The sequence below is a fragment of the Bradyrhizobium sp. AZCC 1678 genome (genome assembly GCF_036924765.1).
Lineage (GTDB): Bacteria > Pseudomonadota > Alphaproteobacteria > Rhizobiales > Xanthobacteraceae > Bradyrhizobium > Bradyrhizobium algeriense.
In genome coordinates, this window is the sequence record NZ_JAZHSE010000001.1 from 5,161,947 (window position 1) to 5,186,137 (window position 24,191).

General features: G+C 63.1%; 23 protein-coding genes. 5 read left to right on the forward strand and 18 right to left on the reverse strand.

The genetic code is table 11. The annotated features are described in order from the left end of the window. Positions 1 to 22: 22 nt before the first annotated feature. From V1294_RS24640 to rpoZ, 12 genes are all read right to left on the reverse strand, one after another. Positions 23 to 970, reverse strand: coding sequence for a cation diffusion facilitator family transporter (locus V1294_RS24640; RefSeq protein WP_334500741.1), 948 nt, complete (start codon positions 968 to 970; stop codon positions 23 to 25). 65 nt (positions 971 to 1,035) lie between these two features. Continuing rightward, entirely contained in the window at positions 1,036 to 2,973 is a 1,938-nt protein-coding gene (locus tag V1294_RS24645) for a PQQ-binding-like beta-propeller repeat protein (protein WP_334500743.1), read from the reverse strand. A gap of 173 nt (positions 2,974 to 3,146) precedes the next feature. After that, positions 3,147 to 5,402: a DNA topoisomerase IV subunit A gene (gene parC, locus V1294_RS24650; RefSeq protein ID WP_334479889.1), complete on the reverse strand. Its 2,256-nt coding sequence runs from the start codon at positions 5,400 to 5,402 to the stop codon at positions 3,147 to 3,149. Between the two features lie 206 nt (positions 5,403 to 5,608). After that, a complete protein-coding gene (gene recO / locus V1294_RS24655) occupies positions 5,609 to 6,361 on the reverse strand; it encodes a DNA repair protein RecO (protein ID WP_334500745.1) in 753 nt (250 codons plus the stop codon). Positions 6,362 to 6,538: 177 nt separating this feature from the next. Beyond that, positions 6,539 to 6,919, reverse strand: coding sequence for a hypothetical protein (locus V1294_RS24660; protein ID WP_334479887.1), 381 nt, complete (start codon positions 6,917 to 6,919; stop codon positions 6,539 to 6,541). A 26-nt stretch (positions 6,920 to 6,945) separates the two neighbouring features. After that, positions 6,946 to 7,872 carry a GTPase Era gene (gene era / locus V1294_RS24665; RefSeq protein ID WP_334500747.1) on the reverse strand — a complete coding sequence of 309 codons (927 nt, stop codon included), beginning with the start codon at positions 7,870 to 7,872 and terminating at the stop codon, positions 6,946 to 6,948. Continuing rightward, complete coding sequence (gene rnc, locus V1294_RS24670) at positions 7,862 to 8,680, reverse strand: ribonuclease III (protein WP_334479883.1); 819 nt, start codon at positions 8,678 to 8,680, stop codon at positions 7,862 to 7,864. The genes era and rnc overlap by 11 nt, the downstream gene beginning before the upstream one ends. Continuing rightward, positions 8,677 to 9,435 (reverse strand): signal peptidase I, encoded by a 759-nt coding sequence (gene lepB, locus V1294_RS24675; protein ID WP_108517686.1) that lies wholly within the window; start codon positions 9,433 to 9,435, stop codon positions 8,677 to 8,679. The genes rnc and lepB overlap by 4 nt, the downstream gene beginning before the upstream one ends. 283 nt (positions 9,436 to 9,718) lie before the next feature. Continuing rightward, positions 9,719 to 10,138 carry a holo-ACP synthase gene (acpS, locus tag V1294_RS24680; protein ID WP_334479881.1) on the reverse strand — a complete coding sequence of 140 codons (420 nt, stop codon included), beginning with the start codon at positions 10,136 to 10,138 and terminating at the stop codon, positions 9,719 to 9,721. After that, positions 10,135 to 10,899, reverse strand: coding sequence for a pyridoxine 5'-phosphate synthase (locus V1294_RS24685; RefSeq protein ID WP_334500749.1), 765 nt, complete (start codon positions 10,897 to 10,899; stop codon positions 10,135 to 10,137). Before V1294_RS24685 ends, acpS begins: the two co-directional genes overlap by 4 nt. 88 nt (positions 10,900 to 10,987) lie before the next feature. Then, positions 10,988 to 13,276, reverse strand: coding sequence for a RelA/SpoT family protein (locus V1294_RS24690; protein WP_334500751.1), 2,289 nt, complete (start codon positions 13,274 to 13,276; stop codon positions 10,988 to 10,990). A 294-nt stretch (positions 13,277 to 13,570) separates the two neighbouring features. Next, positions 13,571 to 13,963, reverse strand: a complete 393-nt coding sequence (gene rpoZ / locus V1294_RS24695; protein ID WP_024512695.1) for a DNA-directed RNA polymerase subunit omega — start codon at positions 13,961 to 13,963, stop codon at positions 13,571 to 13,573. A 354-nt stretch (positions 13,964 to 14,317) separates the two neighbouring features. Between rpoZ and V1294_RS24700 the strand changes: the two genes are divergently transcribed. Continuing rightward, positions 14,318 to 14,947 carry a LabA-like NYN domain-containing protein gene (locus tag V1294_RS24700; RefSeq protein ID WP_108517696.1) on the forward strand — a complete coding sequence of 210 codons (630 nt, stop codon included), beginning with the start codon at positions 14,318 to 14,320 and terminating at the stop codon, positions 14,945 to 14,947. A 131-nt stretch (positions 14,948 to 15,078) separates the two neighbouring features. After that, entirely contained in the window at positions 15,079 to 15,726 is a 648-nt protein-coding gene (locus V1294_RS24705; RefSeq protein ID WP_334500753.1) for a uracil-DNA glycosylase, read from the forward strand. 89 nt (positions 15,727 to 15,815) lie between these two features. Here V1294_RS24705 and V1294_RS24710 read toward each other — a convergent pair whose 3' ends face one another. Continuing rightward, positions 15,816 to 16,802, reverse strand: a complete 987-nt coding sequence (locus tag V1294_RS24710) for a GlxA family transcriptional regulator (RefSeq protein WP_334500755.1) — start codon at positions 16,800 to 16,802, stop codon at positions 15,816 to 15,818. A 106-nt stretch (positions 16,803 to 16,908) separates the two neighbouring features. Between V1294_RS24710 and V1294_RS24715 the strand changes: the two genes are divergently transcribed. Beyond that, positions 16,909 to 17,616, forward strand: a complete 708-nt coding sequence (locus V1294_RS24715; protein WP_334479873.1) for a DJ-1/PfpI family protein — start codon at positions 16,909 to 16,911, stop codon at positions 17,614 to 17,616. Here the strand turns inward: V1294_RS24715 and V1294_RS24720 are convergent. Continuing rightward, the gene (locus V1294_RS24720) at positions 17,593 to 17,937 is read right to left on the reverse strand and encodes a hypothetical protein (protein ID WP_334505011.1); all 345 of its coding nucleotides are present in this window, start codon (positions 17,935 to 17,937) and stop codon (positions 17,593 to 17,595) included. The two genes, V1294_RS24715 and V1294_RS24720, sit on opposite strands and share 24 nt — an antisense overlap. Between V1294_RS24720 and V1294_RS24725 the strand changes: the two genes are divergently transcribed. Next, entirely contained in the window at positions 17,839 to 18,924 is a 1,086-nt protein-coding gene (locus V1294_RS24725; protein ID WP_334504803.1) for an ABC transporter substrate-binding protein, read from the forward strand. The genes V1294_RS24720 and V1294_RS24725 overlap by 99 nt on opposite strands. 52 nt (positions 18,925 to 18,976) lie before the next feature. Here V1294_RS24725 and V1294_RS24730 read toward each other — a convergent pair whose 3' ends face one another. The 4 genes from V1294_RS24730 to dapA all read right to left on the reverse strand — a co-directional run bounded on the left by V1294_RS24730 (position 18,977) and on the right by dapA (position 21,468). Continuing rightward, complete coding sequence (locus tag V1294_RS24730; RefSeq protein ID WP_334500757.1) at positions 18,977 to 19,552, reverse strand: peroxiredoxin; 576 nt, start codon at positions 19,550 to 19,552, stop codon at positions 18,977 to 18,979. Between the two features lie 95 nt (positions 19,553 to 19,647). Continuing rightward, positions 19,648 to 20,121, reverse strand: a complete 474-nt coding sequence (smpB, locus tag V1294_RS24735) for an SsrA-binding protein SmpB (protein WP_334500759.1) — start codon at positions 20,119 to 20,121, stop codon at positions 19,648 to 19,650. A 1-nt stretch (position 20,122) separates the two neighbouring features. Continuing rightward, the gene (gene mscL, locus V1294_RS24740) at positions 20,123 to 20,533 is read right to left on the reverse strand and encodes a large conductance mechanosensitive channel protein MscL (protein WP_334479869.1); all 411 of its coding nucleotides are present in this window, start codon (positions 20,531 to 20,533) and stop codon (positions 20,123 to 20,125) included. Between the two features lie 44 nt (positions 20,534 to 20,577). Next, the gene (gene dapA / locus V1294_RS24745) at positions 20,578 to 21,468 is read right to left on the reverse strand and encodes a 4-hydroxy-tetrahydrodipicolinate synthase (RefSeq protein WP_334500761.1); all 891 of its coding nucleotides are present in this window, start codon (positions 21,466 to 21,468) and stop codon (positions 20,578 to 20,580) included. 294 nt (positions 21,469 to 21,762) lie between these two features. On the opposite strand from dapA, the gene V1294_RS24750 reads away from it, so the two are divergent. Then, entirely contained in the window at positions 21,763 to 24,018 is a 2,256-nt protein-coding gene (locus V1294_RS24750) for a lytic transglycosylase domain-containing protein (protein WP_334504806.1), read from the forward strand. The last annotated feature ends 173 nt before the right edge of the window (positions 24,019 to 24,191 follow it).

Sequence of the window (24,191 nt, forward strand, 5' to 3'; positions counted from 1 at the left end):
GGCGTAACGCCGTCCTACGGCATTACACCCGTTCCGCCGGCGCCAGCTTGCAGACTTCGGCGGCGGCTTCGATCTGCAGCGTGGAATGGTGGATGTTGAAGCGGTGCGAGAGTTCCTCGCAGACCCCGTGCAGAAAGGCGTCGTCGGTGCCGCCGGGCCGCACCAGATGCGCGGTCAGGGCGGTCTCGTTGGTACTCATCGCCCAGATGTGCAGGTCATGCACCTCGGCAACACCTTCGAGGCCGGCGAGATAATCCCTCACCTCGGCAAGCTCGATACCACGCGGCACGCCGTCGAGCGCGAGGTTGACGCTGTCACGCGCCAGCCCCCATCCGCTCCAGAACACCACGGCGGCGATGACGAGGCTGATCGCGGGATCGAGCCACAGCCAGCCCGTCAGCATGATGACCCCCGCGGCAACGACTACGCCGAGCGAAACGCCCGCGTCCGCCACCATGTGCAGATAGGCGCCGCGAATATTGAGGTCGCCATGACGGCCGCGCATGAATAGCAACGCGGTGAAGCCGTTGACGGCGACGCCAAAGGCCGCAACCACCACAACCGTCCAGCCCGCGACCGGCGCCGGGCTGTAGAGTCGGTTGACCGCCTCGACGACGATGCCGCCGACCGCGACCAACAGCAGGCCAGCATTGAACAGCGCCGCCAGGATCGAAGCCCGGCGATAGCCGTAGGTATGTCGCTGCGTCGGCTGCTTCTGCGACAGCAGCGCCGCGCCCCATGCCAGCAGCAGCGCGATCACGTCGGAGAGATTGTGAACGGCATCCGAAATCAGCGCCAATGAATTGGCGGCATAGCCAAAGATCAGCTCCGCAATGACGAACGCGGTGTTGAGCGCGGCGCCAATGGCGAACGCCCAGCCGAAATTGTCCGGCGCGTGGCTGTGGCCGGCGTGACCATGGAAATGATCATGCCCGTGGGAATGATTGTGATGAGCGTGATCGTGCGCCATCCGCTGAGCCGTCGTCTCTGATGTTTCGACGGCGACTTATATAGCGCGCAGATTATCGAATACTATTACAGCGAGACCGCGATCAGTTCCTCCACCAGCGGACCGCCGCCGACCGGAAACACGATGAACTGCTTGCCGCCGGCCATGTAGGTCATCGGCGCGCCGACCGCGTTGGCCGGCACGGCAATCTCCGCCAGCATTTCGCCTGAAGTCTTGTCGTAGACCCAAAGATGCGGATTGAAATTGTTGAGATCCGCGATCCGGCGCGTGCCGCCCGGCGGCAAGCGCGGCGCGCTGAAATAACCGGATTGCACAACGATCATCACCGTTTTGGTGATCAGCGCCCAACTGCGGGTTGGAAATCCCAAGCGCTCACGGATGCCGAGCTGCTGAATGGTCGGAATAAGCTCGGCACGCCCAACCGGAATCCGCCAGCGGTGGTCTCCGCTGTTCATGTCGATGGCGAGCATGCTGCCGAATGGCGGCTTGAGCAGCGGCAAACCGCGCGGTCCGGACAAATAGCGGAACTCACCGATGAAGTCGTAGGGCGATTCACCCGGCCTCGGTCTGCGAACGCTGACGACAAACGGCAGGCGATAGGTGCCGACATAGAGCATGCCGGTTTCCGGATCGATCGCGGCACCGGCCCAGTTGCCGCCGCCGGCGACGCCGGGCACCTGGATGGTGCCCCGCTCGGATGGCGGCGTGAACAGCGGACCGTGATCGTATTTCGCGACGATGTCCTTTGCCTCCTGGTGGAGCTCCGGCGTGAAATCGATCAGGTCTTCGTCGCGCACGCCCTGAATGTCGATCGGGGCCGGCCGCGTCGGAAACGGCTGGGTCTTCGATGCGCTTTCGCCGGGCACGCTCGAAGCCGGTACCGGCTGTTCCTCGATCGGCCACACCGGCTGGCCGGTGACGCGATCGAAGACGTAGACGAACGCCTGCTTGGTCACCTGCGCCACCGCTTTGACCGGCTTTCCACCGACGGTAATGTCGATCAGGGTTGGCGCCGCCGGGGTGTCGTAATCCCACAAGCCGTGATGCACCAGCTGGTAGTGCCAGACTTTTTTGCCGGTGGCCGCTTCGAGACAGACGAGGCTGTCGCCATAAAGCCCGTCACCGGGACGGTGGCCGCCATAGTAATCATTGGTCGGCGTGCTTACCGGCAGATAGACATAGCCGAGATCCTCGTCCGCGCTCATCGGCGCCCAGACATTGGCGTTGCCGGCCTCCCGCCACGATTCCCGCTGCCAGGTTTCGACGCCGGGCTCCTCGCCCTGCGGCACGGTGTGGAAGGTCCAGAGCAGCCGGCCGGTCACCACGTCGAAGCCGCGCACGTCACCGGGCGGCGACGGGCTTTTCCGCCACCAGTCCATCACAGACGAACCGACCACAATGACGCCGCGCACGATCACGGGCGGCGAACTCATGGTGTAATAGTCGCGATCGACCGGGCGGCGCAGCCCTTGCGAGAGGTCAATCCGGCCGTCGTTGCCGAAGCCCGGCACCGGCTTCCCGGTCTTCGCATCCAGCGCGATCATCTGCGCGAATGCCGTGAGCATGATGATGCGCTCGTCATCGCCATTGCGCCAATAGGCGACGCCACGGTGCAGCCAGCCGTCATTCGCCGGAATGCCAAGCCCGTTTTCGTAAACCCTGGGATCGAACACCCATTTGGTTTCGCCGGTCGCAGCATCGATCGCCGCGACCTGCGACAACGTCGTCGATGTGTAGAGCACGCCGCCGATCATCAGCGGCGTCGATTCGTGGGCGCGCGTCGGGCCGATTTTCGGATTCGCTTCTTTGATCGCCATGTCAGGCGATTTCCACCGCCAGGCGACGCGGAGGTTTTTTGCGCTTTCGCGGTCGATCTGCGTTAGTGGCGAATAGCGCGACGCGGCGTAGGTGCCGGCATAAGCCGGCCATTCGCCTTGGGAAAGTGCCTTGGCGGATTCAGGAATCGCGCCGGGGATCGATTGGGCGCGGAGCGTCGCGGGCATTGCGCACAACGTGAGCGCAAGACCGATTGCTGTGATGAGCCGTCGCGATCCTGCTTTGCGCAATGCCGCCTCCCTGCCCCTCGGGCAAGCATCGGCGAGAACAAGAACGCCGTCAAAGGGGATCGGGAAAAATGGAGGCCGGATTACGAAACCGTAATCCTGCCTCTCGGGGCCTACTCCACCCCTCTCAAGAACTTGTTCGATTTCGGCAGGCCGTGTGCAAGACGGCCGGCGTCGGCGCGGTTGCCGCGCCAGTCGGACAATTCCTTGGCGCTCATGCTCTGCTCGCGGCCGGCGGAATCCTTCCAGGTCAGCCCCGCCTTGAGCTCGAACACGGCGACGTCGGACAGCTTGGCGCTGGAGTACTTCTGCAGCCGCACGCCACGGCCGCGTGCCATTTCCGGCACCTGGTCGAGCGGGAACAGCACCATCTTGTGGTTGGTGCCGATCGCGGCAACGGTGTCACCCTGCACGGTCGCGATCGCGCAGGCCTCGTTCGGCATGGTGACGTTGAGCACCTGCTTGCCCTTGCGGGTGTTGCCGACGCAATCCTCTTCCTTGACCACGAATCCCTGCCCCTCGCTGCTCGCGATCAGGAATTTGCGCTCGCCCTTGTTGACGAACAGCGACACGATCGCGGCGTCCTGCTCCATGTCGATGAACATGCGGATCGGCTCGCCATGGCCGCGGCCGCCGGGCAGTTTTGCGACGTCGAGCGAATAGAATTTGCCGTTGGTGGCAAACAGCAGAAGCTTAGAGGTGGTCTCGGCGAAGAAGGCATGGTCAAGCTTGTCGTCGGTCTTGAACGCAAGGCCCGAGATATCCTCGACATGGCCCTTCAGCGTTCGCACCCAGCCCTTTTCGGAGATCACGACCGTGCACGGCTCGCGCTCGACGAAGGCTTCCTCGATTGCAGCAAGGTCATGCTCGGGCGCATCGGCGAACATCGTGCGGCGCTTGCCGAGCGGCGTCTTCGGTCCAAAAAGGTCGCGGACCTTGCGAACCTGCTCGCCGACCTTGGACCATTGCTCGGTCTCGGAACCGAGCAGCGACTTGATGCCCTTCAACTCGCCGCGAAGGTTCTTGTCCTCGGTGCGAATTTCGAATTCCTCGAGCTTGCGCAAGGAGCGCAGGCGCATGTTGAGGATGGCGTCGGCCTGGACTTCCGTGAGCTTGAACGCCTTGATCAGCGCCGGCTTCGGCTCATCCTCGGTGCGGATGATCTTGATCACCTTGTCGATGTTCAAGTACGCGATCAGGTAACCGCCGAGAATTTCGAGCCGGTTCTCGATCTGCGTCTTGCGGTAATTGGAGCGGCGGACCAGCACGTCGCGCAGATGGTCGAGCCATTCGCGCAAACATTCCGCAAGCCCCACCACCTTGGGGATCTTGCCCTTGATCAGCACGTTGAGGTTCAGCGAAATCTTGCTCTCGAGCTCGGTGAGCCGGAACAGCGATTCCATCATCAGCGCCGGATCGACCGCGCGGGATTTCGGCTCGATCACGAGGCGGACGTCTTCGGCCGATTCGTCCCTGACGTCGCCGACCAGCGGCAGCTTCTTCTCGTTCAGCAGTTCGGCGATCTTCTCGACCAGCCGGGATTTTTGCACCAGCCACGGGATCTCGGTGATGACGACGACCCAGGTGCCGCGGGCGCCCTCTTCCTGGGTCCACTTGGCGCGGGTGCGGAACGAGCCGCGCCCGGTCATGTAGGCTTCGGCGATGCTTTCCTTTGAGTCGACAACAATGCCGCCGGTCGGGAAATCCGGGCCCTTGACCCATTTCAACAGCGACTTCGACTTGGCGTCGGGCTTGTCGATCAGATGCAGCGCGGCGTCGCACAGCTCGGCCGCGTTGTGCGGCGGGATCGAGGTCGCCATGCCGACCGCGATGCCCTGCGAACCGTTGGCGAGCAGATTCGGGAAGCCGCCGGGCAGAACCACCGGTTCCTTGCTCTGGCCGTCGTAATTCGGGCGGAATTCGACGCCGTCTTCGTCGATGCCCTCCAGCAGCAGCCGCGCGACGTCGGTCATGCGCGCTTCGGTGTAGCGATAGGCGGCGGGATTATCGCCGTCGATATTGCCGAAATTGCCCTGGCCGTCGACCAGCGGATAGCGCGAGGCGAAGTCCTGCGCCAGACGCACCATGGCGTCGTAGATCGCCTGGTCGCCATGCGGATGGAACGAGCCCATCACGTCGCCGACGATTTTCGCGGATTTCTTGAACGGCGTGCCGGGGTCAAGCCGCAACAGGCGCATGCCGTAGAGGATGCGCCGGTGCACCGGCTTCAGCCCGTCGCGGGCGTCCGGCAGAGCGCGATGCATGATGGTCGAGAGCGCGTAGGCGAGATAGCGCTCTTCCAGCGCATCGCGCAGCATGACCTCGTGGATTTCGGCCGGTTCTTCCGGCGGCAGCTGTCGTTTTCCCATGGGGAGGCGTTAAACTTTTCGGCTGAATCGGGCAAGACGGGAATGGGGCGGCACCCCCAACCGTCGTCCCTGCGAACGCAGGAAACCATAACCACAGGTGTTTGTGGCGAAAAATGGCTGAGGCCGCCGCCCCATGGATGGGCTACGGCGTATGGGTCCCTGCTTTCGCATTGCTTTCGCAGGGACGACCGGCGGCAGGAGCCAAGTCACCCCGCCGAACTGATTCGCGCCCGATTCCTCGTCACCGCGTTGATGAACCCGTCCCGTGCGTCGGAATGGCCCTGCCCGCGCGGTTCCAGCACGTGGCGGAGCAGGAATAGCCCGGTCAGACGAAAACCGTCCTGCAGGTCCTGGTCCGACCAGCCGTTTTGCCCGCCCTCGCCTTCGCGGAGGAAAGCCGGCAGCCGCAGCAGCCGGTCCCGGTAGGGCTCGCCGGCCCGCCGCGACACTGCGCCGCCGGATTTCGGCGAGACGTAGATCAGGTCAGACGTCTCGCCGGTGGCGGCGCAGTTTTCCAGATCGAGGCCGAAGCCCAGTTCGGCGAGCATCGCCAGTTCGAACCTGATGAGGTGGGCGGCCGCGCCGCCGGCATCATCAAAGTCGTCGAGCGTGCGGTCGAGCATCTCGTAGATGTCCTCGTGCGGATCGCGCTCCGGCAGCAACCGCACCAGCGAGGCCAGATGGGTGACGCCATAGGTCGCGTGCGCCGACGCCAGCAGGGTGGCCGCGCGCAAGCGCGTACCCTCAATGGCGTAATATCCGAGATGCTCGTCGAGCCGCGCCCGCCACACCGTGGTGACGCTGTTGCCCGGCTGCAGCAAGGGCCGCATCCGCTTGCCCGCACCGCCGCGCACCAGGCCGAGATGACGGCCATGCGCGCGCGTCAGCAGTTCGACGATGGCGGAGGATTCGCCATGCCGCCGCACGCCCAGCACGATACCCTCGTCGGTCCATTCCATGGCTGGAGTTTACAGGATTTCGTGGTTACGCGCAGCCGTTCCGCAACGCCGTCATTCCGGGGCGATGCGAAGCATCGAACTATGGTGCGCCCTTGCGCACCTGAGAATCTCGAGATTCCCCGATGCGCAATTGCGCATCAGAGGTTCGCTTCGCGCCCCGGAATGACAGCAAGAACGTCACGCGTTGAACCATCCCACCGCGTCGCCGGTGAAGGAGAAGTACAGCCCCGCCGCGGTTAGTGCGCAGGAAATCACCTCGATGCCGCTGTCGAACGCCAGGCCCTTTGCGCCGATCACCTGCACGAGCGAAATCACCGACAGCACCAGCGCTGCCGCCAGCACCCAGCGTGGCCAGTTCTTGCGGCGCTGGGCGGCGAGCCAGACGAAGTAGACCAGAAGCAGGATCAGGCCGGCCGCCATCAGGGTCGCCACGTTGACCATCTGCGCGGTCATGTCGGCCTTTGGCGTGCGGTCCTGAAACGCCACCGACACCGAGTCCAGCGTCAGCGACAAGTACAGCAGAGCCTCAAACCACACTACGTTCCGGGGTACGTTCATCGGGCTTGTTCTTCTTTATTGCTTGATCATTCCTTGGGGAATTCCAGCCCCATTTCCCGGTAGCGGTCGGGGTCGTCGCCCCAGTTCTCGCGCACCTTGACGAACAGGAACAGGTGCACGGGCACGCCCAGAATCTCGGCGATCTCCTTGCGCGAATCCGCACCGATCGACTTGATGGTGGCGCCGCCCTTGCCGAGCACGATCTTGCGCTGGCTCTCGCGCTCGACAAAGATGGTCTGCTCGATGCGAACCGACTTGTCGTTGCGCTCGGTCCAGCTATCGGTCTCGACGGTCGATTGATACGGCAGCTCCTGGTGGAGCTGGCGGTAGATCTTTTCGCGGGTGATTTCGGCTGCCAGATGCCGCAGCGGCGCATCCGACATCTGGTCTTCCGGGTAGTGGAAGGGTCCCGGCGGCACCATCTTCGCAAGCGTCTTGCGCAGGTCGTCGACGCCATCGCCCGACAGCGCCGAGATCATGAAGGTGCTTTCGAATTTCATGCGCTCATTGGCGGCCTGCGCCAGCGCCAAAAGCTTCTCGCGCGGGATCAGGTCGATCTTGTTCAGCACCAGGATTTTCGGGTGTTGAACCGACGCAAGCTTGTTCAGGATCGCGTCGGCCTCGTCGTCGATCCCGGCCTTGGCGTCGAGCAGCACGCAGACGAGGTCGGCATCATGGGCCCCGCTCCAGGCGGTGGACACCATGGCGCGGTCGAGCCTTCGTTTGGGCGAGAAGATGCCGGGCGTATCGACCAGGATGATCTGCGCATTGTCCTCGATCACGATGCCGCGGATCAGGGCGCGGGTCGTCTGCACCTTGCGCGAGACGATGGTGACCTTGGAGCCGACCAGCGCGTTGACCAGCGTGGACTTGCCGACATTGGGCGCGCCGATCAGCGCGACAAAGCCGCAAGCGGTCTCGGCGGGCGCGCCGGGTGTGGGTTCAACTGTCATTGCTGCCGCCGCCGACGCCTTCGCGTTCGATCATCACGGAGGCCGCGACCTTCTCGGCGGCGCGCTTGGAGCCGCCGACGCCTTCGGCGGGCACAAGGCCCGGCAGATCGACGGCGACGCGGAACTGCGGGTCGTGATGCGGCCCGGTGCGCTCGATCTCGCGATAGACCGGCGTCGGCAATCCCTTGCTCTGGGCCCATTCCTGCAACACCGTCTTGGGATCGCGCAGCGGCCGGCGCGGCTTGCGCATCCGCTCCAGCCAGTTGCGTTCGACGAATTGCGACGCCGCGGCATAGCCGCCGTCGAGATAGATCGCCCCGATCACGGCCTCGCAGATGTCGCCGAGCACGGATTTGCGCAGGCGCGCGCCCGCCCCTGCGCCTACCGCGCCGAGCTTGATGTCGTCGAGCAGCCCGAGCGATTTTGCGACGTCGGCGCAGCTTTCCTTGCGCACGAGATCGGCCAGCCGCTTCGACAATTCGCCCTCGTCGGCCCGCGGATAGGCGCGATACAGCATGTCGGAGATGATCAGCCCGAGCACATGATCGCCGAGGAATTCCAGCCGCTGATAGCTGTCGGCGCGATGGCGGGTCGCGGGCTTCAAGGCGGAGACGTGGGTAAAGGCGGTCGTCAGCAGCGCGGGATCGGAAAATTTGTAGCCGATGCGTCCCTCGATCGCGGCAGCGGCCGCCTTGGCCCCGGCCTTGCCGCGCCTCTTTTTCGGCGCAGCGACGCCGGCGGCTTCGGCCTGCTGGCCCGGCTCACCCGAGGTCGATGTGTCAGGAATGGTCGCTGTTTCGTCGATCATCGCACGATTGTGAATAGGCGATTCCAGCGCACGGCGGTCGGCCAGCGCCAGAACATCCAGGCATGTTCGCCCTCGGCAATGGAGAAGAAGATCATCTGCGCCCGGCCGACGATGTTCTCGAACGGCACATAACCCACCGCCGACAGCACGCGGCTGTCGGTCGAGTTGTCGCGGTTGTCGCCCATCATGAAGAAGTGGCCGGCGGGCACGGTGTAGACGTTGGTGTTGTCGTAGAAGCCGTTGTCGACGCAATCGAGCGATTCATAGCTGACGCCGTTCGGCAGCGTTTCCTTCCAGCGCTTGACGCGCGCGGTGGCATCCGAGCCGCAAGGGTCTTCGCCGATGAAATCGGACAAGCGCTCGCGCTTGATCGGCTTGTCGTTGATGTAGAGCAGGCCTTCCCGCATCTGTATGCGGTCACCCGGCAGGCCGATCACGCGCTTGATGTAATCGGTGGAGTCATCCTTCGGCAGGCGGAACACCACGATATCGCCACGGTTCGGCTCCGAGCCGAAGATGCGGCCCGAGAACAACGGCGGCGACAGGGGAATGGAGTAGTGGCTGTAGCCGTAGGAATATTTCGAGACGAACAGGTAATCGCCCACCAGCAGCGTCGCCTTCATCGATCCCGAGGGGATGTTGAACGGCTGGAACAGGAAGGTGCGGATCACGAGCGCGATCAGGAGAGCGTGGATGACGACGCGGATGGTTTCACCCAAGCCGCTTTCAGATTTTGTGCTGGAGGTCACGCTCATCGCTTTCCCAATTCCCGCGAGCCCTTGCCCGCACGGTGGCAGAACGTTTTCCGCACGCGAATCGCCTGATACGTTCGCGTCAGGAAAATGGTCTCGATACTGAAGTTGAGAGCCAATTCCGGCGCTAACCTGAATCGGCCCTGGCTCGAACACGTTGCTTGCCGCGTTTTAGACGGTTGTTCGTGGGCGCGCAATCAAGCGCCCCGTAAAAACTTCATAATCCATTGATAAATCAATGATTTTTAGTTTTATATTGAACCCCCGGCGCAAACGCCTGCGCGGTTCAAGATTTGCCGGGAACGACCGCCGAAATTATGACGAAGGCCTGCGCCAGCGGCCAGTCGTCGGTGATCGACAGATCGATCCGCGCCTCGAACCCCTCCGGCGTCAGCGCCTCGAGCCGGGCCAGCGCGCCGCCGGTCAGTTTCATGGTCGGACGGCCGCCCGGCAGGTTCACCACCCCCATGTCCCGCCACCAGACGCCGCGCCGGATCCCAGTGCCGAGCGCCTTGGAACAGGCCTCCTTGGCGGCGAATCGCTTGGCGTAGGTCGCGACCACCATCTTTTCGCTGTTGGCGCGCCGCGCCGCCTTGGCGCGCTCGGCGTCGGTGAAGATGCGGTCGAGGAAGCGGTCGCCATGGCGTTCGATCACCTTGGCAACCCTTGTGATGTCGATCAGGTCGGAGCCGATCCCGATGATCATGGCCGGCCTGCGATTTTCTGGCGGCCGCGGTCCATGGCGGCCCGCATCTGCCGCACGGTCTCGCCAAGGCCTATGAACAGCGCCTCCCCCATCATGAAATAGCCGATGTTGAGTTCGGCGATCTCGGGCAGTGCGGCGATCGTCTCGGCGGTCTGGTAGTCGAGGCCGTGGCCGGCATGGACCTCCAGCCCCGCCGCGCGCGCCAAGGCCGCGCCCGCCACGATCCGCTGCCATTCCGCCTCGGCCTTTGCGGTGTGGCCGTCGACCACGGCGTCGCACCAGCCGCCGGTATGGATCTCGATCACCGGCGCGTGCAACCTTGCCGCCATTTCGATCTGCTGCGGGTCGGCCGAGATGAACAGCGACACCCGGATGCCGGCATCGTTGAGCCGCGCGATGAAGGGGGCCAGCGCATTGTGCTGGCCGACTACGTCGAGCCCGCCCTCGGTGGTGAGTTCCTCGCGACGCTCCGGCACCAGGCACACGGCGTGGGGTTTTGTGGCGAGCGAGATCCGCAGCATGTCTTCGGTCGCCGCCATCTCGAAATTCAGCGGCTTCGATATCTCGGCCTTGAGCCGGGCCATGTCGCTGTCGCGGATGTGGCGGCGGTCCTCGCGCAGATGCGCGGTGATGCCGTCGGCGCCGGCCTCGATTGCAGCCAGCGCCGCGCGCACCGGATCCGGCCGCGCGCCGCCCCGCGCATTACGCAAGGTGGCGACGTGGTCGACATTGACGCCGAGGCGGAGCGGAGGAACGGGCATGACGGTCTCACAGACTGAATTGCAGCAGCAGAGATAGCACGGGTGTCATGCGCGGGCATAACCCGCGCGGCCGCAACGACGATACCGCCTATCCATTGACGCGCTCAACCTTGGCGACGACAGCTTTGGCGCGCAATTGAGCGATAATTGCACTGAGATGCTTGAGGTCGTAGACCTCGAGATCGATGGTCAGCTCGGTGAAGTCAGGCGAGCGGCGTGACATGCTGATATTGTCGATATTGCCGTCATGCTCGGCGATCACGGTGGCAACCTGGGCGAGGCTGCCGGGCTCATTGACGTTGTGGACCAGGATCCGCGCCGGGAAACGCTGCGGCATGGTCTCATCGATATCCCAGCGCACGTCGAGCCAGCGCTCCGGCTCCTCCTCGAAATCCTTCAGCGCCGGCGACTGGATGGGATAGATCGTGATCCCCTCGCCCGGTGTGACGATGCCGACGATGCGGTCGCCCGGCACCGCACCGCCGTTCGGCGCGAACTTCACCGGCAGATCGGAATTGATGCCGCGCACTGGAATGACGGAGGTGCTGCGCGCCGGATGCGGCGGCGATTTCAGCTTCAATTTCACCGCGAGGCTCTTCTTGGCCCCGTAGCGCACCATCCGCTCTTCCTTGTAGTCCGGATACATGGCGCGGGCGACGTCGGAGGCCTTGAGTTCGCCGCGCCCGACGGATGCCATCACATCCTCGATCGAGGCGCGCGCCAGCCGGGGCAGAGCGCCCTTCAGCTTGTCGTCGGCGTATTCGATCTTGGCGCGGGCAAACAGGCGATCGATGATGCGGCGGCCGAGGCCGGCATACTGGTCGCGCACCGCGGTGCGGGTCGCGCGGCGGATCGCGGCGCGGGCCTTGCCGGTGACCGCCAGCGATTCCCAGGCCGAGGGCGGCGCCGACTGAGCGACCGAGGTCAAAACCTCGACTTCGTCGCCGTTCTGCAGTTCCGACGACAAAGGCGCGAACTTGCCGTTGATCTTGCAACCGACGGCCGAGTTGCCGACATCGGTGTGCACGGCGTAGGCGAAGTCGATCACATTGGCCTGACGCGGCAGCGCGATCAGCTTGCCCTTCGGGGTGAAACAGAACACCTGGTCATGGAACAGCTCGAGCTTGGTGTGCTCCAGGAACTCTTCCGGATTGGCGCTCTCCGAGAGGATTCCGACGGTGTGGCGGAGCCAGGCAAAGGCGTTGGATTCGTGCTTGAGCCGCTCGGTCGGCGATCCCATGCCTTCCTTGTAGAACGCATGCGCTGCGATGCCGAATTCCGCGATCTGGTTCATTTCCTCAGTGCGGATCTGCAGTTCGACGCGCTGGTTGCCGGGACCGATCACGGTGGTGTGGAGCGAACGGTAGTCGTTCTGCTTCGGCGTGGAGATGTAATCCTTGAAGCGGCCGGGCACCACTGGCCAGGTGGTGTGCACGACGCCGAGCGCGCGGTAGCAGGCTTCGACATCCGGCATCACGACGCGGAAGCCGAAGATGTCGGACAGCTGTTCGAAGCCGACCGATTTACGCTCCATCTTGGTCCAGATCGAAAACGGCTGCTTGCGGCGGCCATAGACGCGCGCGGCGATGCCGTTCTTCTGCAGGTTCTTGGAAAGCTGGCTTTCGATCTCGCCGATCAAATTGCGGTTACGCTCGGCCAGCGCGTCCAGCCGCTGCATCACCACGGCATAGGCTTCCGGATCGAGCGTATGGAACGAGAGATCCTCGAGCTCCTCGCGCATCTCCTGCATGCCCATGCGGCCGGCGAGCGGCGCGTAGATGTCCAGCGTCTCCTCGGCGATGCGGCGGCGCGAGGCGTGCGGCACGAATTCCAGCGTGCGCATGTTGTGCAGGCGATCGGCGAGCTTGATCAGCAGCACACGAACGTCGTCGGCGATCGCCAGCAAAAGCTTGCGCAGGTTCTCGGCCTGCTTGGCTTCGCGCGAGACCAGCTCCAGCCGTTTCAGCTTGGTGAGCCCTTCGACCAACGCGCCGATCTCGTGGCCGAAGATGTTGTCGATCTCGGCGCGCGTCGCCTCGGTATCCTCGATGGTGTCGTGCAGCAGCGCGGCTACGATGGTGGCGTCATCGAGCTTGAGGTTGGTCAGGATCGCCGCGACCTCGAGCGGATGCGAGAAATAGGGATCGCCGGAAGCGCGGGTCTGCGTGCCGTGCGCTTTCATCGCGTAGACATAGGCCCGATTGAGCAGGTCTTCGTTGGTGTCCGGATTGTACGAGCGGACGCGCTCGACCAGATCGTATTGCCGCATCATGCGCGAGCGCGATTTCGGCTTCTCCGTCACAGGCGAGGTCGGCGCGACCGCGACCTGGCCGGTTGCGGCCTGCATTTGCCGGGAACTGCGGCGCCAATACGCCATCCAATTACTGCCCTCTTCCATCAGACCCGGACGGGTCCCGCTGGTTACGTATCTAATGCGTTTTCGAACGGCGATGCACGCCGCTCGGGCCGCGAAACGGTTCAATTTCGCTTGGGCCAGCGGCTATCCAACGCCCAACCCGGTGACCCGCCGGACAGGCTAAGTCAGCCGATTTCTGCCGCGCCGGCCAAGAACGCATTGTAACCGCAAAATTGTCAACAAAAGCAAAGGCCCGGATGGATGTCCGGGCCTTTGACAGATCGGGGAGTTTGGGACGGTCCGGGATGTTCCGGATCACTCGTCCTCTTCGGGCTGCTCTTCCGGCGGAGCCAGGCCTTCCAGGCCCTTGAGGAGCTCTTCCTCGGTCATGCGCTCGACCGCGACCTCGGTGTCGTCGGCATCGACGCTGGCGCCGGCCGAGCCGATCAAAGGCACGGTATCGGGCTCTGGCTCGTCGACCTCGACGAATTTCTGCAGGGAATGAACCAGTTCCTCGCGCAGGTCTTCCGGGGAAATAGTGGAATCGGCGATTTCCCGCAGCGAAACGACCGGGTTCTTGTCGTTATCCCGATCAACCGTTAGTTGTGACCCGGACGAGATCATACGGGCGCGATGTGCAGCCAGCAACACCAGGTCGAACCGGTTGTCGACCTTATCAATGCAATCTTCCACGGTGACGCGCGCCATAGACTGTCGCTCCGTTATTTGGGGCCAAATATGTCGGTATTGGGGGCTAGTTATAGTGGCGGAGGCCGTTTCGCAAGACTAAATTTGTGATTTGCCTTCCTAATGGGCTCTGATACCCCAGCTTCGGGGCCAGAATGGCCGGAGCGTCCAGACGCGGCGAGGTTGCCGTACAGGACAAGTAAATCTCTTCATTGCACTGTCAAAAGTCTAGGTTTTTCGCCCTCGCCTCACCATAATTGCAGTGGTGACTGTCGTGGGGCACGATTCACCGAACTTTAGGCAACAGACCTAGAAAGTGCGCGCGGTCGATAGCCGCTGCGCTAGAAAAGCTAACAACAACGTGAGAACCATTTGATGTCACCCGCTTCCAACAAGATTGCGCTCTTCATCGACGGCGCCAACCTTTATGCAACCGCCAAGACGCTCGGCTTCGACATCGATTACAAGCGCCTTCTCAAGGAATTTCAGAGCCGAGGGACGCTGTTGCGTGCGTTCTACTACACGGCGATCATCGAGGATCAGGAATACTCCTCGATCCGTCCGCTGATCGATTGGCTCGACTACAACGGCTACACCGTCGTCACCAAGGCGACCAAGGAATTCATCGACGCTTCCGGCCGGCGCAAGGTGAAGGGCAACATGGACATCGAACTCGCCGTCGATGCCATGGAACTCGCCGAGCATGTCGACCAGATCGTGCTGTTCTCGGGCGACGGCGATTTCCGTTCGCTGGTCGAAGCAGTGCAGCGTCGCGGTGTTCGCGTCACGGTCGTTTCGACCATTTCGAGCCAGCCACCGATGATCGCCGACGAACTGCGCCGCCAGGCCGACGTCTTCACCGACCTCGTCGAGCTGCAATCAAAACTGGGCCGCGATCCGTCCGAGCGCCCTGCCCCGCGCGAACCGCGTCATCACTCCCCGCAATTCCTGCAGCGCGCGACCACGGTGGCGCCGCGGGGCGGCGAGGACGAATTCGACGATTGAGAATGAGCCAGTACACTGCTAGAGCCTCGGTTCTGATTGAAACAGAACCGGGGCTTTTTGTTTTGATGCGCGTTCTTGACGCGAACCGGATCAGCTCCGGGGCCTGGTTTTCGCTCGAAGCGCTTTGAAACATGACTGGCCTACCAACTTCTGCCGAACCTGACCGCAACTGCCCGCTCTGCCCGCGGCTCGCCGAATTTCGCGCAGAGGCCCGCGCGAAGCAGCCGGATTGGCACAACTCACCGGTTGCTTCATTCGGCGATGCCAACGCGCAACTGTTGATTGTCGGACTGGCGCCGGGCCTGCAGGGCGCCAACCGCACCGGACGCCCGTTCACCGGTGACTACGCCGGCGACTTGCTGTATGCGACCTTGCTCGAATACGGCTTTGCCAAAGGCGTCTATCAGGCACGTCCGGATGACGGACTGAAGCTGGTCGGTTGCCGGATCAGCAACGCGGTGCGCTGCGTGCCGCCGCAGAACAAGCCGTTGCCTGCCGAGATCAACACCTGCCGGCAATTCCTGGTCGCGACGATCGCGACCATGCCGAAGCTTCGCGCGATCGTGGCGCTCGGGCGGATCGCCCATGAATCGACATTGAAGGCACTCGGCCTGCGCAATGGCGCCGCCCCCTTTGCGCATGGTGCCGTGCATGGCGTGGGCGCCGTCAGGCTCTACGACAGCTATCACTGCTCGCGCTACAACACCAACACGCGGGTGCTGACGCCGGAGATGTTTCGCAACGTATTTGCGAAAGTGCGGAAGGATCTGGATTCGTAGGGCGGGCAAAGCGCAGCGTGCCCACCATCGACGCCAACGATTTCGGAGAGGTGGTAGACACGCTTCGCTTTGCTAATCCGCCCTGCCGGCTATTGCCTTTGCCCCTGATAAAATCGAACCCGATAATCCTGCGGCAACACGTGTAGACGGCGGCGGAAAGCGCGCCGCAAGTGCTCTTCACTTTGAAATCCCGCGCGCGCCGCGATTTCCTTGATGCTGGCAACGGATTCTTCCAGCGCCCTGCGGGCGGCCTCGACGCGAAGCTCTTCCACCGCTTTGCCGGGCGTCCGGCCGGTCTTTTGCCGAAATACGCGCGCGAATGTGCGGGGGCTCATTCCTGCTCTTGCGGCCAGACTCTCCACGCGCAAATCACGGCCGAGATTATCCTGCATCCAGGTCGAGATATTTTCGAAAGCCCTGTCTTCGGACGACTGCAGTGACAGCGGCACGCTGAATTGGGCCTGCCCCCCGGGTCGCTTCAAAAACACCACCAAACGGCGCGCGATACGCATGGCTTCGCGGTGTCCGAGATCATCTTCCAGCAAGGTGAGCGCAAGATCGATACCTGCCGTCACCCCCGCAGACGTCCAAATTCCGCGGTCGTGAACGAAGACCGGATCGACCAACACCGAAACGTCGGGGTATTGGGCGCTGAGCAGCTCGCAGGAGCCCCAATGGGTGACAGCGCGTCGTCCATGCAGCAGGCCCGCTGCAGCCAAAACAAACGTACCGGTACAGACGGAGCAGACACGTCTTGTGTTCGGCGCAGCCAAGCGAAACCATTCGACAAGCGCGGCCTCCGCAGAAGCACGATGAACGCCGGGCCCGCCACCGACGATGAGCGTGTCGATGTTGACGCGGTCGCAGTCGGAGAGCGAGGTTGTCATCACCTCCAGGCCGGACGAGGTTCGAACCGGCCCGCCCTTCAACGAGCAGATCTGCCAGACATAGGGCGCACGGCCGGCCTCGGCGTTTTCGCAGGCAAGCTCAAATGCCTGCAGCGGCCCGGCGAAGTCGAGCAGCAGGCAATCCTCAAAGAGAACGAAGACCAGACGGCGGGCTTGGGAACGAGCCATGAGCGGGCTTTGTCAGAGCAAATCTTGGCAGGAAATGCGTGTATTATGACATTTCGGCAAACCCGCCGGCCTGTCAACCTGCCTTCGTTCAAAACGGAGGTGCACCATGTCCGGCAAGCCGATCGACATCGGAATTCTGTTCTTTCCGGGGATGACCCAACTGGATGTTACCGGACCTTTCGAAGTCTTTGCCCGCCTTCCGAACGTTCGCGTGCATTTGCTTTGGAAACGCATCGAACCTGTCATCAGCGACGTGGGCCTGCCGCTGCTGCCGACCACCATTTTCGCCGACTGCCCGGATCTGGACGTGTTCTGCATCGGCGGCGGCCCGGGGCTGGTCGACTTCCTGGGTGATGACGAGGTGATTGCGTTCGTTCGCGACAAGGGCGGATCGGCTCGCTACGTCACCTCGGTTTGTGCGGGCTGCCTGATCCTCGGCGCCGCCGGCCTGCTCGACGGATACAAGTCGGCCTGCCATTGGCTGATGAGTGAGCAGCTTGCCGCCTTTGGCGCCATCGCGGTCAACGAGCGCGTCGTGATCGACCGTAACCGCATTTCCGGGGGTGGTGTTACCGCCGGAATTGATTTTGGCTTTCAGCTCGCATCCAAGCTGTGCGGCGAAGACGTCGCGAAGAAACTCCAGCTTATGCTGGAATACCAACCGCAGCCGCCGTTCGATATCACGGTGCAGAATGCGCCGCCCGAACTGCTTTCCCAAATGCGCCTTGAGGCCGAACCCTGGCTTCGCAAGCGCGCCGCGGCGGTGCAGAAGGCTGCTCTAAAGCTCAAATCAAATGCGATGACGGTTGCTTGACCCGTTGGTTAGAGGGCCGGAAACGTGGCGCCACACCTGGAAAGATACCCGCATGATTTGGAACGGCCGCGCGCGAACCCGAGAAGGGCGATAATCAAGGTCGCTGCTCTTTTGATCTTTGGGGCACCAATCGGATCCTTCGCGGCCGCCTGCGCTGCCGAACTCTCCGGTGGCGTCGTCCGGATCGGCATCATCAATGACCAGACCGGGCCATTGTCCGACTTGAGCGGACCAGGGTCTATCGCTGCCGCCAGGATGGCGGCCGAGGATTTTCAGAAATTGGTGCCGTCGATCAAGGTCGAGATCGTCGCCGCGGACCATCAGAACAAACCGGATATCGGCGTAGGAATTGTCCGGAAATGGTTCGACGTCGATGGCGTCGACATGGTCGCCGACGTGTCCAACTCGGCCGTTGGCCTCGCCATCCAGTCACTGGCGCGCGACAAGAACAAGATTGCCGTCTATTCGGCCGTCGCGACCACCGAACTTAACGGCAAGCAATGCTCCCGAAACGGCCTGGCCTGGCTCCACGATTCCTACAATCTGGTGTCGGGACCGATCCGTACGCTGGTCTCGAAAGGCTACGATACGTGGTTCTTCATTGCGGCCGATTACGCGTTCGGGAAGAACATGGTGCTGGAGTCGCAGCGCGCGCTCGCGGCGACAGGAGGCAAGTCGCTCGGCGCCGTGTATCACCCGATCGGCACAGCGGATTATAGTTCGTTCATTCTGCAGGCCCAGGCGTCCGGCGCCAAGGCCATCGCCTTCGCCAATGCCGGCGAGCAGCTGGTGACCTTGATGAAACAATGGAACGAGTTCGGCATGAATACGGGCAGTCAAAAGCCTGTCGCCGAGCTGATGTTCATCACCGATGTTCATGCCATGGGCCCAAAAATTGCCAAGGGCCTGACGACCCTCACGGCGTGGTATTGGGCGTTGAACGACGAGACCAGGGCCTTCGCGCAGCGCTTCTACAAGCTTCGGGGCGCAATGCCCACGGCACCGCAAGCGGCGGTTTATTCGGGTGTCGGTCACTATCTGAAAGCCGTTGCAGAGGTTGGTACGGATGCAACGGATCCAGTGCTGGAAAAAATGCGTTCGATGCCCGTTGACGACTTCTACGCAAGGGGTGCGAAGGTCCGCGAGGATGGAAAGCTGGTGCACGACTTCTACCTTGTCCAGGTGAAGGATCCATCCGACGTCAAGGCCCCCTGGGAATACTATAACGTCCTCGAAAGAGTTCCGAGCGGCGACATTTACTCCGCGTTGGCTGATAGTGAATGCCCGTTGATCAAACGGGCCCATTGACACGCCTGGCGTAAAGCGGATCAGTTTGCCCGCCCACAAGACTAGGACACGCTTACGCCGGATTCTCCCTCAGCCACGCCAGCACATCGCCGGCATTCCGGTCCGGCGGAAACACCGGATAGAAGACGTGAGTGATACGGCCGTCGTCGACGATCAGCGCCAACCGCTTGATCAGCGTCAGTCCGGCCACCTGCATGGTCGGCAACTTCAGGGCGCGGCTCAGCACCAGCTTTTCGTCCGACAGGACCGGGAACGGCAGGTGCAGCCGTGACGCCATCTCGGTCTGGTAGACGTTGTCCTGCGTCGAGAGGCCGAACACGTGGTTCGCGCCGGCGGCCTTCAGCTCCGCAAACAGGTCACGGAACGAGCAGGTTTGCGGCGTGCAACCGCGTGCGCCGGGAACCATATCCCAGTCGTCGACGAGGCTGATCTTGCCGGGCTCGCCGGTGCGAGGATAGGCGAATACGACGGTGCGGCCGGCAAGCGCGGACAGCGTCACCGAACGGTCGTCGGTGGCGAGCAACGTGACCGGCGGAATCATCGTGCCGGCCAGATGCACCGCCGCGCCGTCGTCCTCCGGCGCCGGAATCTTGCTCCAGTCGACTTCAAGCAGGTTGGACTGTGCCATGCCTCTTCCCTCCAGTGGCGAACAGCGAATGGCGAACAGGGAGTAGCGAATGGATGGGCCCCCTATTCGCTACTCCTATTCGCTATTCGCCCGCTTCATCCTCTTGCCCGCATCAGGCGGCCTTTTTCCCGGCTCCAATCGCGTTTCTTTTCGGTCTCGCGCTTGTCGTGCAGCTTCTTGCCCTTGGCGATCGCCAGCAACAGCTTGGCGCGGCCGCGTTCGTTGAAATAGAGTTTGAGCGGAATAAGCGTCATGCCTTCGCGATCGACCGCGCCCATCAGCTTGTTGATCTGCTTTCGGTGCAGCAGCAGCTTGCGTGGCCGTTTCGGCTCATGGTTGAAGCGATTGGCCTGCAGATACTCCGGAATATTGGCGTTGATCAGCCAGATCTCGCCGTCCTTGGAATCCGCATAGGATTCGGCAATCGTTGTCTTGCCGTTGCGGATCGACTTCACTTCGGTGCCGGTCAGCGCGATGCCGGCCTCGATTGTGTCCTCGATCGCGTAGTTGAACCGGGCCTTGCGGTTTTCGGCGACAACCTTGATCGGGCGCTCGTTCTTCTCGGCCACGTTAGCCCTTCTTGAGGAGATCGCGGATCTCGGTCAGCAATTCTTCCTGCCTGGTCAGCTTCGGTGCGGGCACAGCTTCATCCTTGCGTTTAAGCTTGTTCATGGCGCGAATGACCACGAACAGCACGAACGCGATGATGAGGAAGTTCAGCGTCAGCGTGAGGAAACTGCCCCAAGCCAATACCGCGCCCTGCTTCTTAGCATCGGCAAGATTGTTGGCAGTCACCGCCTTCGACAGCGGCGTGAAATAGTTCGAGAAATCCAGACCGCCGGTGATCGCGCCGATGATCGGCATGATCACATCGCCGACCAAGGAGGTCACGATCGCGCCGAAGGCCGCGCCGATGATGACGCCGACGGCGAGGTCGACGACGTTACCCTTCATCGCGAATTCGCGGAATTCCTTCAGCATGTTGGCTTCCCCTCTTCGTTCACCGCGCGAGGTCAGCCGTTGGCCTAGTTGATCAGGCCGGCATGCACCATGGCGCTACGCACGGCGACCCGCGTCGGCTCGGACACCGGCACCATCGGCAGCCGCAGCTTCTCGTCGATCTTGCCGAGCAGCGACAGCGCGTATTTCACCGGCGCCGGATTGCTTTCGATGAAGAGGTTGTTGTGCAGCGGCATCAGCTTGTCATGCAGCTTGAGCGCGGTGGCGTGATCGCCCTTCTGCCATGCCGTGTGGAATTCAGAACAGAGCCGCGGCGCGACATTTGACGTGACCGAGATGCAGCCATGGCCGCCGTGCGCCATGTAGCCGAGGATGGTAGCGTCCTCGCCCGACAATTGGTTGAAGTCCTCGCCCATCGCCGCGCGCTGCTGCGACACCCGCACCATGCTGGCGGTGGCATCCTTTACGCCGGCGATGTTCTTCAGCTCGAACAGCCGCGTCATGGTGTCGACCGACATGTCGATCACCGAACGCCCGGGGATGTTGTAGATGATGATCGGAATCCCGATCGCATCGTTGATCGCCTTGAAGTGCTGGTACATGCCTTCCTGGGTCGGCTTGTTGTAATAGGGCGTCACCACCAGCACGGCATTCGCGCCTGCCTTCTCCGCGTGCTCGGCGAGCTCGACGGCCTCCTTGGTCGAATTGGAGCCCGCACCCGCGATGACGGGCGCCCGCCCCTTGGCCTCGTCGATGCACCATTCGACGACGCGCTTGTGCTCGTCATGGCTCAAGGTGGGGCTTTCGCCGGTCGTGCCGACGGGCACCAGGCCGTGGGTGCCCTCAGCGATCTGCCAGCTCACGAGGCCACGGAAGGCGGCCTCGTCGAGCGAGCCGTTCTTGAATGGCGTGACCAAGGCGGTGAACGAACCCCGGAATTTTGTCTTGGCTGCCATGGGCTTCCTCCAAACGCTTAAGAAACGGCACGACCGAAACTGGATTTCAATTCATATCGGGTCTGGCGATCAGGCGAAAGGGCTGTGCCGCACAGCGCTAGCGCTTTGTTTTGACGCCATTTCTCGACGCGGACCGGTGCCTGAATAGCTCGGAAGGCCTATAGCCGCGATTTTGCCGCGGTGATGGCGCAAACAGGACCGGTCGCGACGTTTTAGCATTTTTTCCACATATTCAATCAAATAGACCTGAGGCTGGAACGATTGAATGATTCGCCGCCGCAAAGGAACGCCGTGATCCCTTCCGCCCGCGCCGCCGCCGCCTTGCGATCGACCGCACTGGCCACGAGTGTGGTGCTGGCCGTCGGACTGGCTACGTTCCCGCTGGATGCCTGGGCCAAGCCCAAAGTTCCCCTGCCGAAGCCGCGGCCGATCGCCCGCAACGTTGTTCCCAAATCCACTGCACAGTCCGCGGCACAGACCAGCACGACCGCCGCCCACGCCCCGGCCGCGGCGGCCCCTGTGGCGGCACCGGCTGCGCCCGCTCCTGCGCCGCCTCTTCTCGCGCCTGCGACCCGCCAGCATGCCGCCTTGCCGCCCCCGCGCAAGCACGTGGCGCCGGCAGCGGTAGCTGCGACGTCCTCGACGTCGCAGGCCGACAAGGACGCTCTGGAAAGTGTCATCGAACTGGTGCGCAAGCAAAAGCCTGGGGACGCCACCCAGGCCCAGGCCGCGATATCGGATCCGGTCGCCCGCAAGCTCGCGGAATGGCTGATCCTGCGCAGCGACAACAATGGCGCCTCCGTGGAGCGCTATCGCGCCTTTGTCTCGGCCAATCCGAGCTGGCCGTCGCAAACCTTCCTGCGCCGGCGCATCGAGGCAGCGCTGTGGGACGACCGCCGCGACGACGCCGCGGTCTCGTCCTGGTTCGGAAACGAATCGCCGATCTCGGCCAAAGGCAAGTTCGCGCTGGCGAAGGCCATGCTCGCGCGCGGCGATCGCAGCAATGCGGAACGGCTGGTCCGCGAGGCCTGGCGCCATGATGGCATGTCGGAAGACACCGAGAGCGCGGCGCTCGATATGTTCGGCGCATTCCTGACGGCGGGCGACCACAAGACGCGGATGGACACGCTGCTTTACGGCACCGAGCAGGAAGCCGGCGGCATGCGCGCCGCCAAGCGGCTCGGTTCAGGCCATGTCGCGCTGGCCAAGGCGCGCATCGCGGCCAACAAGAAATCCTCCAACCTCAAGTCGCTGCTCGATGCGGTACCACAGGAGCTGCACAGCGATCCCGGCTATATGTTCGCCAGGATACAGTGGCTTCGCCGCGAAGAGAAATTCCACGAGGCCGCACGGCTCATGCTGGCGGTGCCGAAAGATCCGAACCGCCTGCACAATCTCAACGAATGGTGGATCGAGCGGCGCCTCCTGGCGCGCAAGATGCTGGACGTCGGCGAACATCGCACCGCCTATCTGATTGCGCGGGACGCCGCGCTTCCCTCCCGCGACATCTACAAGACCGAGCAGGAATTCACCGCCGGCTGGATTGCGCTGCGGTTTCTGAAAGATCCGGCAGTCGCCGCCCAGCATTTTGCGCGCATCGGTGTCGGCAGCGCGAACCCGACCGCACTGGCGCGCGCCGGCTACTGGCAGGGCCGCGCGGCGGAAGCGGCGGGCCGCGCACAGGAAGCCCGCGCCGCCTATGGCCGCGCCGCCGAGCAGTCGACCAGCTATTACGGCCAACTGGCGCGCGCCAAGCTCGGCCTGCCGCAGCTCCAGTTGAACGGCGTCCCGTCCGGTCGCGGCCGCGGGGTCGAGCGGCTGGAGATCGTCCGCGCCGTGCAATTGCTGTATGAGCTCGACGAGCGCGAGCTTGCGATCCCGATTTTCGCCGACGCGGGCGAGAATGCCGATCCCGATGCCCTGGTTGGCCTCGGCGAGCTCACCTCGCGCTACAGCGACGCCCGCGGCATGCTGCTGCTCGGCAAGGCTGCGCTCAACCGCGGCCTGCCGTTCGATCACTATGCCTACCCCGTCAACGGCATTCCGTCGTTCAAGCAGATCGGCCCCGAGGTGGAGCCCAGCGTCGTCTATTCGATCGCGCGGCAGGAAAGCGCCTTCAATCCGTCCGTGGTCTCGCCGGCCCAAGCCTACGGGCTGATGCAGGTGACGCCGGACGCCGGGCGTTATGTCTGCAAGCGGGCCGGCGTCAGCTTCGACCTCAACCGGATGAAGACCGACTCGGTCTACAACGCCACGCTTGGCGCCGCCGAGCTCGGCGGGTTGCTCGAGGACTACCGCGGCTCCTACATCCTGACCTTCGCCGGCTACAATGCCGGCCGCGGCAGCGTCAAAAAATGGATCGAGCGCTACGGCGATCCGCGCGATCCCAAGGTCGACGCGGTCGATTGGGTCGAACAGATCCCGTTCTCCGAGACGCGGAACTACGTGCAGCGGATCATGGAGAACCTGCAGGTCTATCGCGCGCGGTTCGGCGGCGGGACCAGGCTCCAGATCGAAGCCGACCTGCATCGCGGCGCCAGCGTCGAATAAGCGGGATCCCAAGGCTACGCTTCCGCCGGCCCTGACGGAGATTGCGGAGCGCGAACTCTCAAATGCTGGCCATATGCACGCTATGGGGAATTCGTCGCTCCAAGCGAATTCGCACGGACTGACGAACAGATTTCAAAGCTTCGGCGAGTATTCAGTTCAGGCCGCAACCAAAT

Excerpts from the sequence above, each read along its gene's own strand:
- V1294_RS24640 (WP_334500741.1), bottom strand. The coding sequence starts at position 970 with ATGGCGCACGATCACGCTCATCACAATCATTCCCACGGGCATGATCAT.
- V1294_RS24645 (WP_334500743.1), bottom strand. The coding sequence starts at position 2,973 with ATGCCCGCGACGCTCCGCGCCCAATCGATCCCCGGCGCGATTCCTGAA.
- parC (WP_334479889.1), bottom strand. The coding sequence starts at position 5,402 with ATGGGAAAACGACAGCTGCCGCCGGAAGAACCGGCCGAAATCCACGAG.
- recO (WP_334500745.1), bottom strand. The coding sequence starts at position 6,361 with ATGGAATGGACCGACGAGGGTATCGTGCTGGGCGTGCGGCGGCATGGC.
- V1294_RS24660 (WP_334479887.1), bottom strand. The coding sequence starts at position 6,919 with ATGAACGTACCCCGGAACGTAGTGTGGTTTGAGGCTCTGCTGTACTTG.
- era (WP_334500747.1), bottom strand. The coding sequence starts at position 7,872 with ATGACAGTTGAACCCACACCCGGCGCGCCCGCCGAGACCGCTTGCGGC.
- rnc (WP_334479883.1), bottom strand. The coding sequence starts at position 8,680 with ATGATCGACGAAACAGCGACCATTCCTGACACATCGACCTCGGGTGAG.
- lepB (WP_108517686.1), bottom strand. The coding sequence starts at position 9,435 with ATGAGCGTGACCTCCAGCACAAAATCTGAAAGCGGCTTGGGTGAAACC.
- acpS (WP_334479881.1), bottom strand. The coding sequence starts at position 10,138 with ATGATCATCGGGATCGGCTCCGACCTGATCGACATCACAAGGGTTGCC.
- V1294_RS24685 (WP_334500749.1), bottom strand. The coding sequence starts at position 10,899 with ATGCCCGTTCCTCCGCTCCGCCTCGGCGTCAATGTCGACCACGTCGCC.
- V1294_RS24690 (WP_334500751.1), bottom strand. The coding sequence starts at position 13,276 with ATGGCGTATTGGCGCCGCAGTTCCCGGCAAATGCAGGCCGCAACCGGC.
- rpoZ (WP_024512695.1), bottom strand. The coding sequence starts at position 13,963 with ATGGCGCGCGTCACCGTGGAAGATTGCATTGATAAGGTCGACAACCGG.
- V1294_RS24700 (WP_108517696.1), top strand. The coding sequence starts at position 14,318 with ATGTCACCCGCTTCCAACAAGATTGCGCTCTTCATCGACGGCGCCAAC.
- V1294_RS24705 (WP_334500753.1), top strand. The coding sequence starts at position 15,079 with ATGACTGGCCTACCAACTTCTGCCGAACCTGACCGCAACTGCCCGCTC.
- V1294_RS24710 (WP_334500755.1), bottom strand. The coding sequence starts at position 16,802 with ATGGCTCGTTCCCAAGCCCGCCGTCTGGTCTTCGTTCTCTTTGAGGAT.
- V1294_RS24715 (WP_334479873.1), top strand. The coding sequence starts at position 16,909 with ATGTCCGGCAAGCCGATCGACATCGGAATTCTGTTCTTTCCGGGGATG.
- V1294_RS24720 (WP_334505011.1), bottom strand. The coding sequence starts at position 17,937 with ATGGTCCGCGGCGACGATCTCGACCTTGATCGACGGCACCAATTTCTG.
- V1294_RS24730 (WP_334500757.1), bottom strand. The coding sequence starts at position 19,552 with ATGGCACAGTCCAACCTGCTTGAAGTCGACTGGAGCAAGATTCCGGCG.
- mscL (WP_334479869.1), bottom strand. The coding sequence starts at position 20,533 with ATGCTGAAGGAATTCCGCGAATTCGCGATGAAGGGTAACGTCGTCGAC.
- dapA (WP_334500761.1), bottom strand. The coding sequence starts at position 21,468 with ATGGCAGCCAAGACAAAATTCCGGGGTTCGTTCACCGCCTTGGTCACG.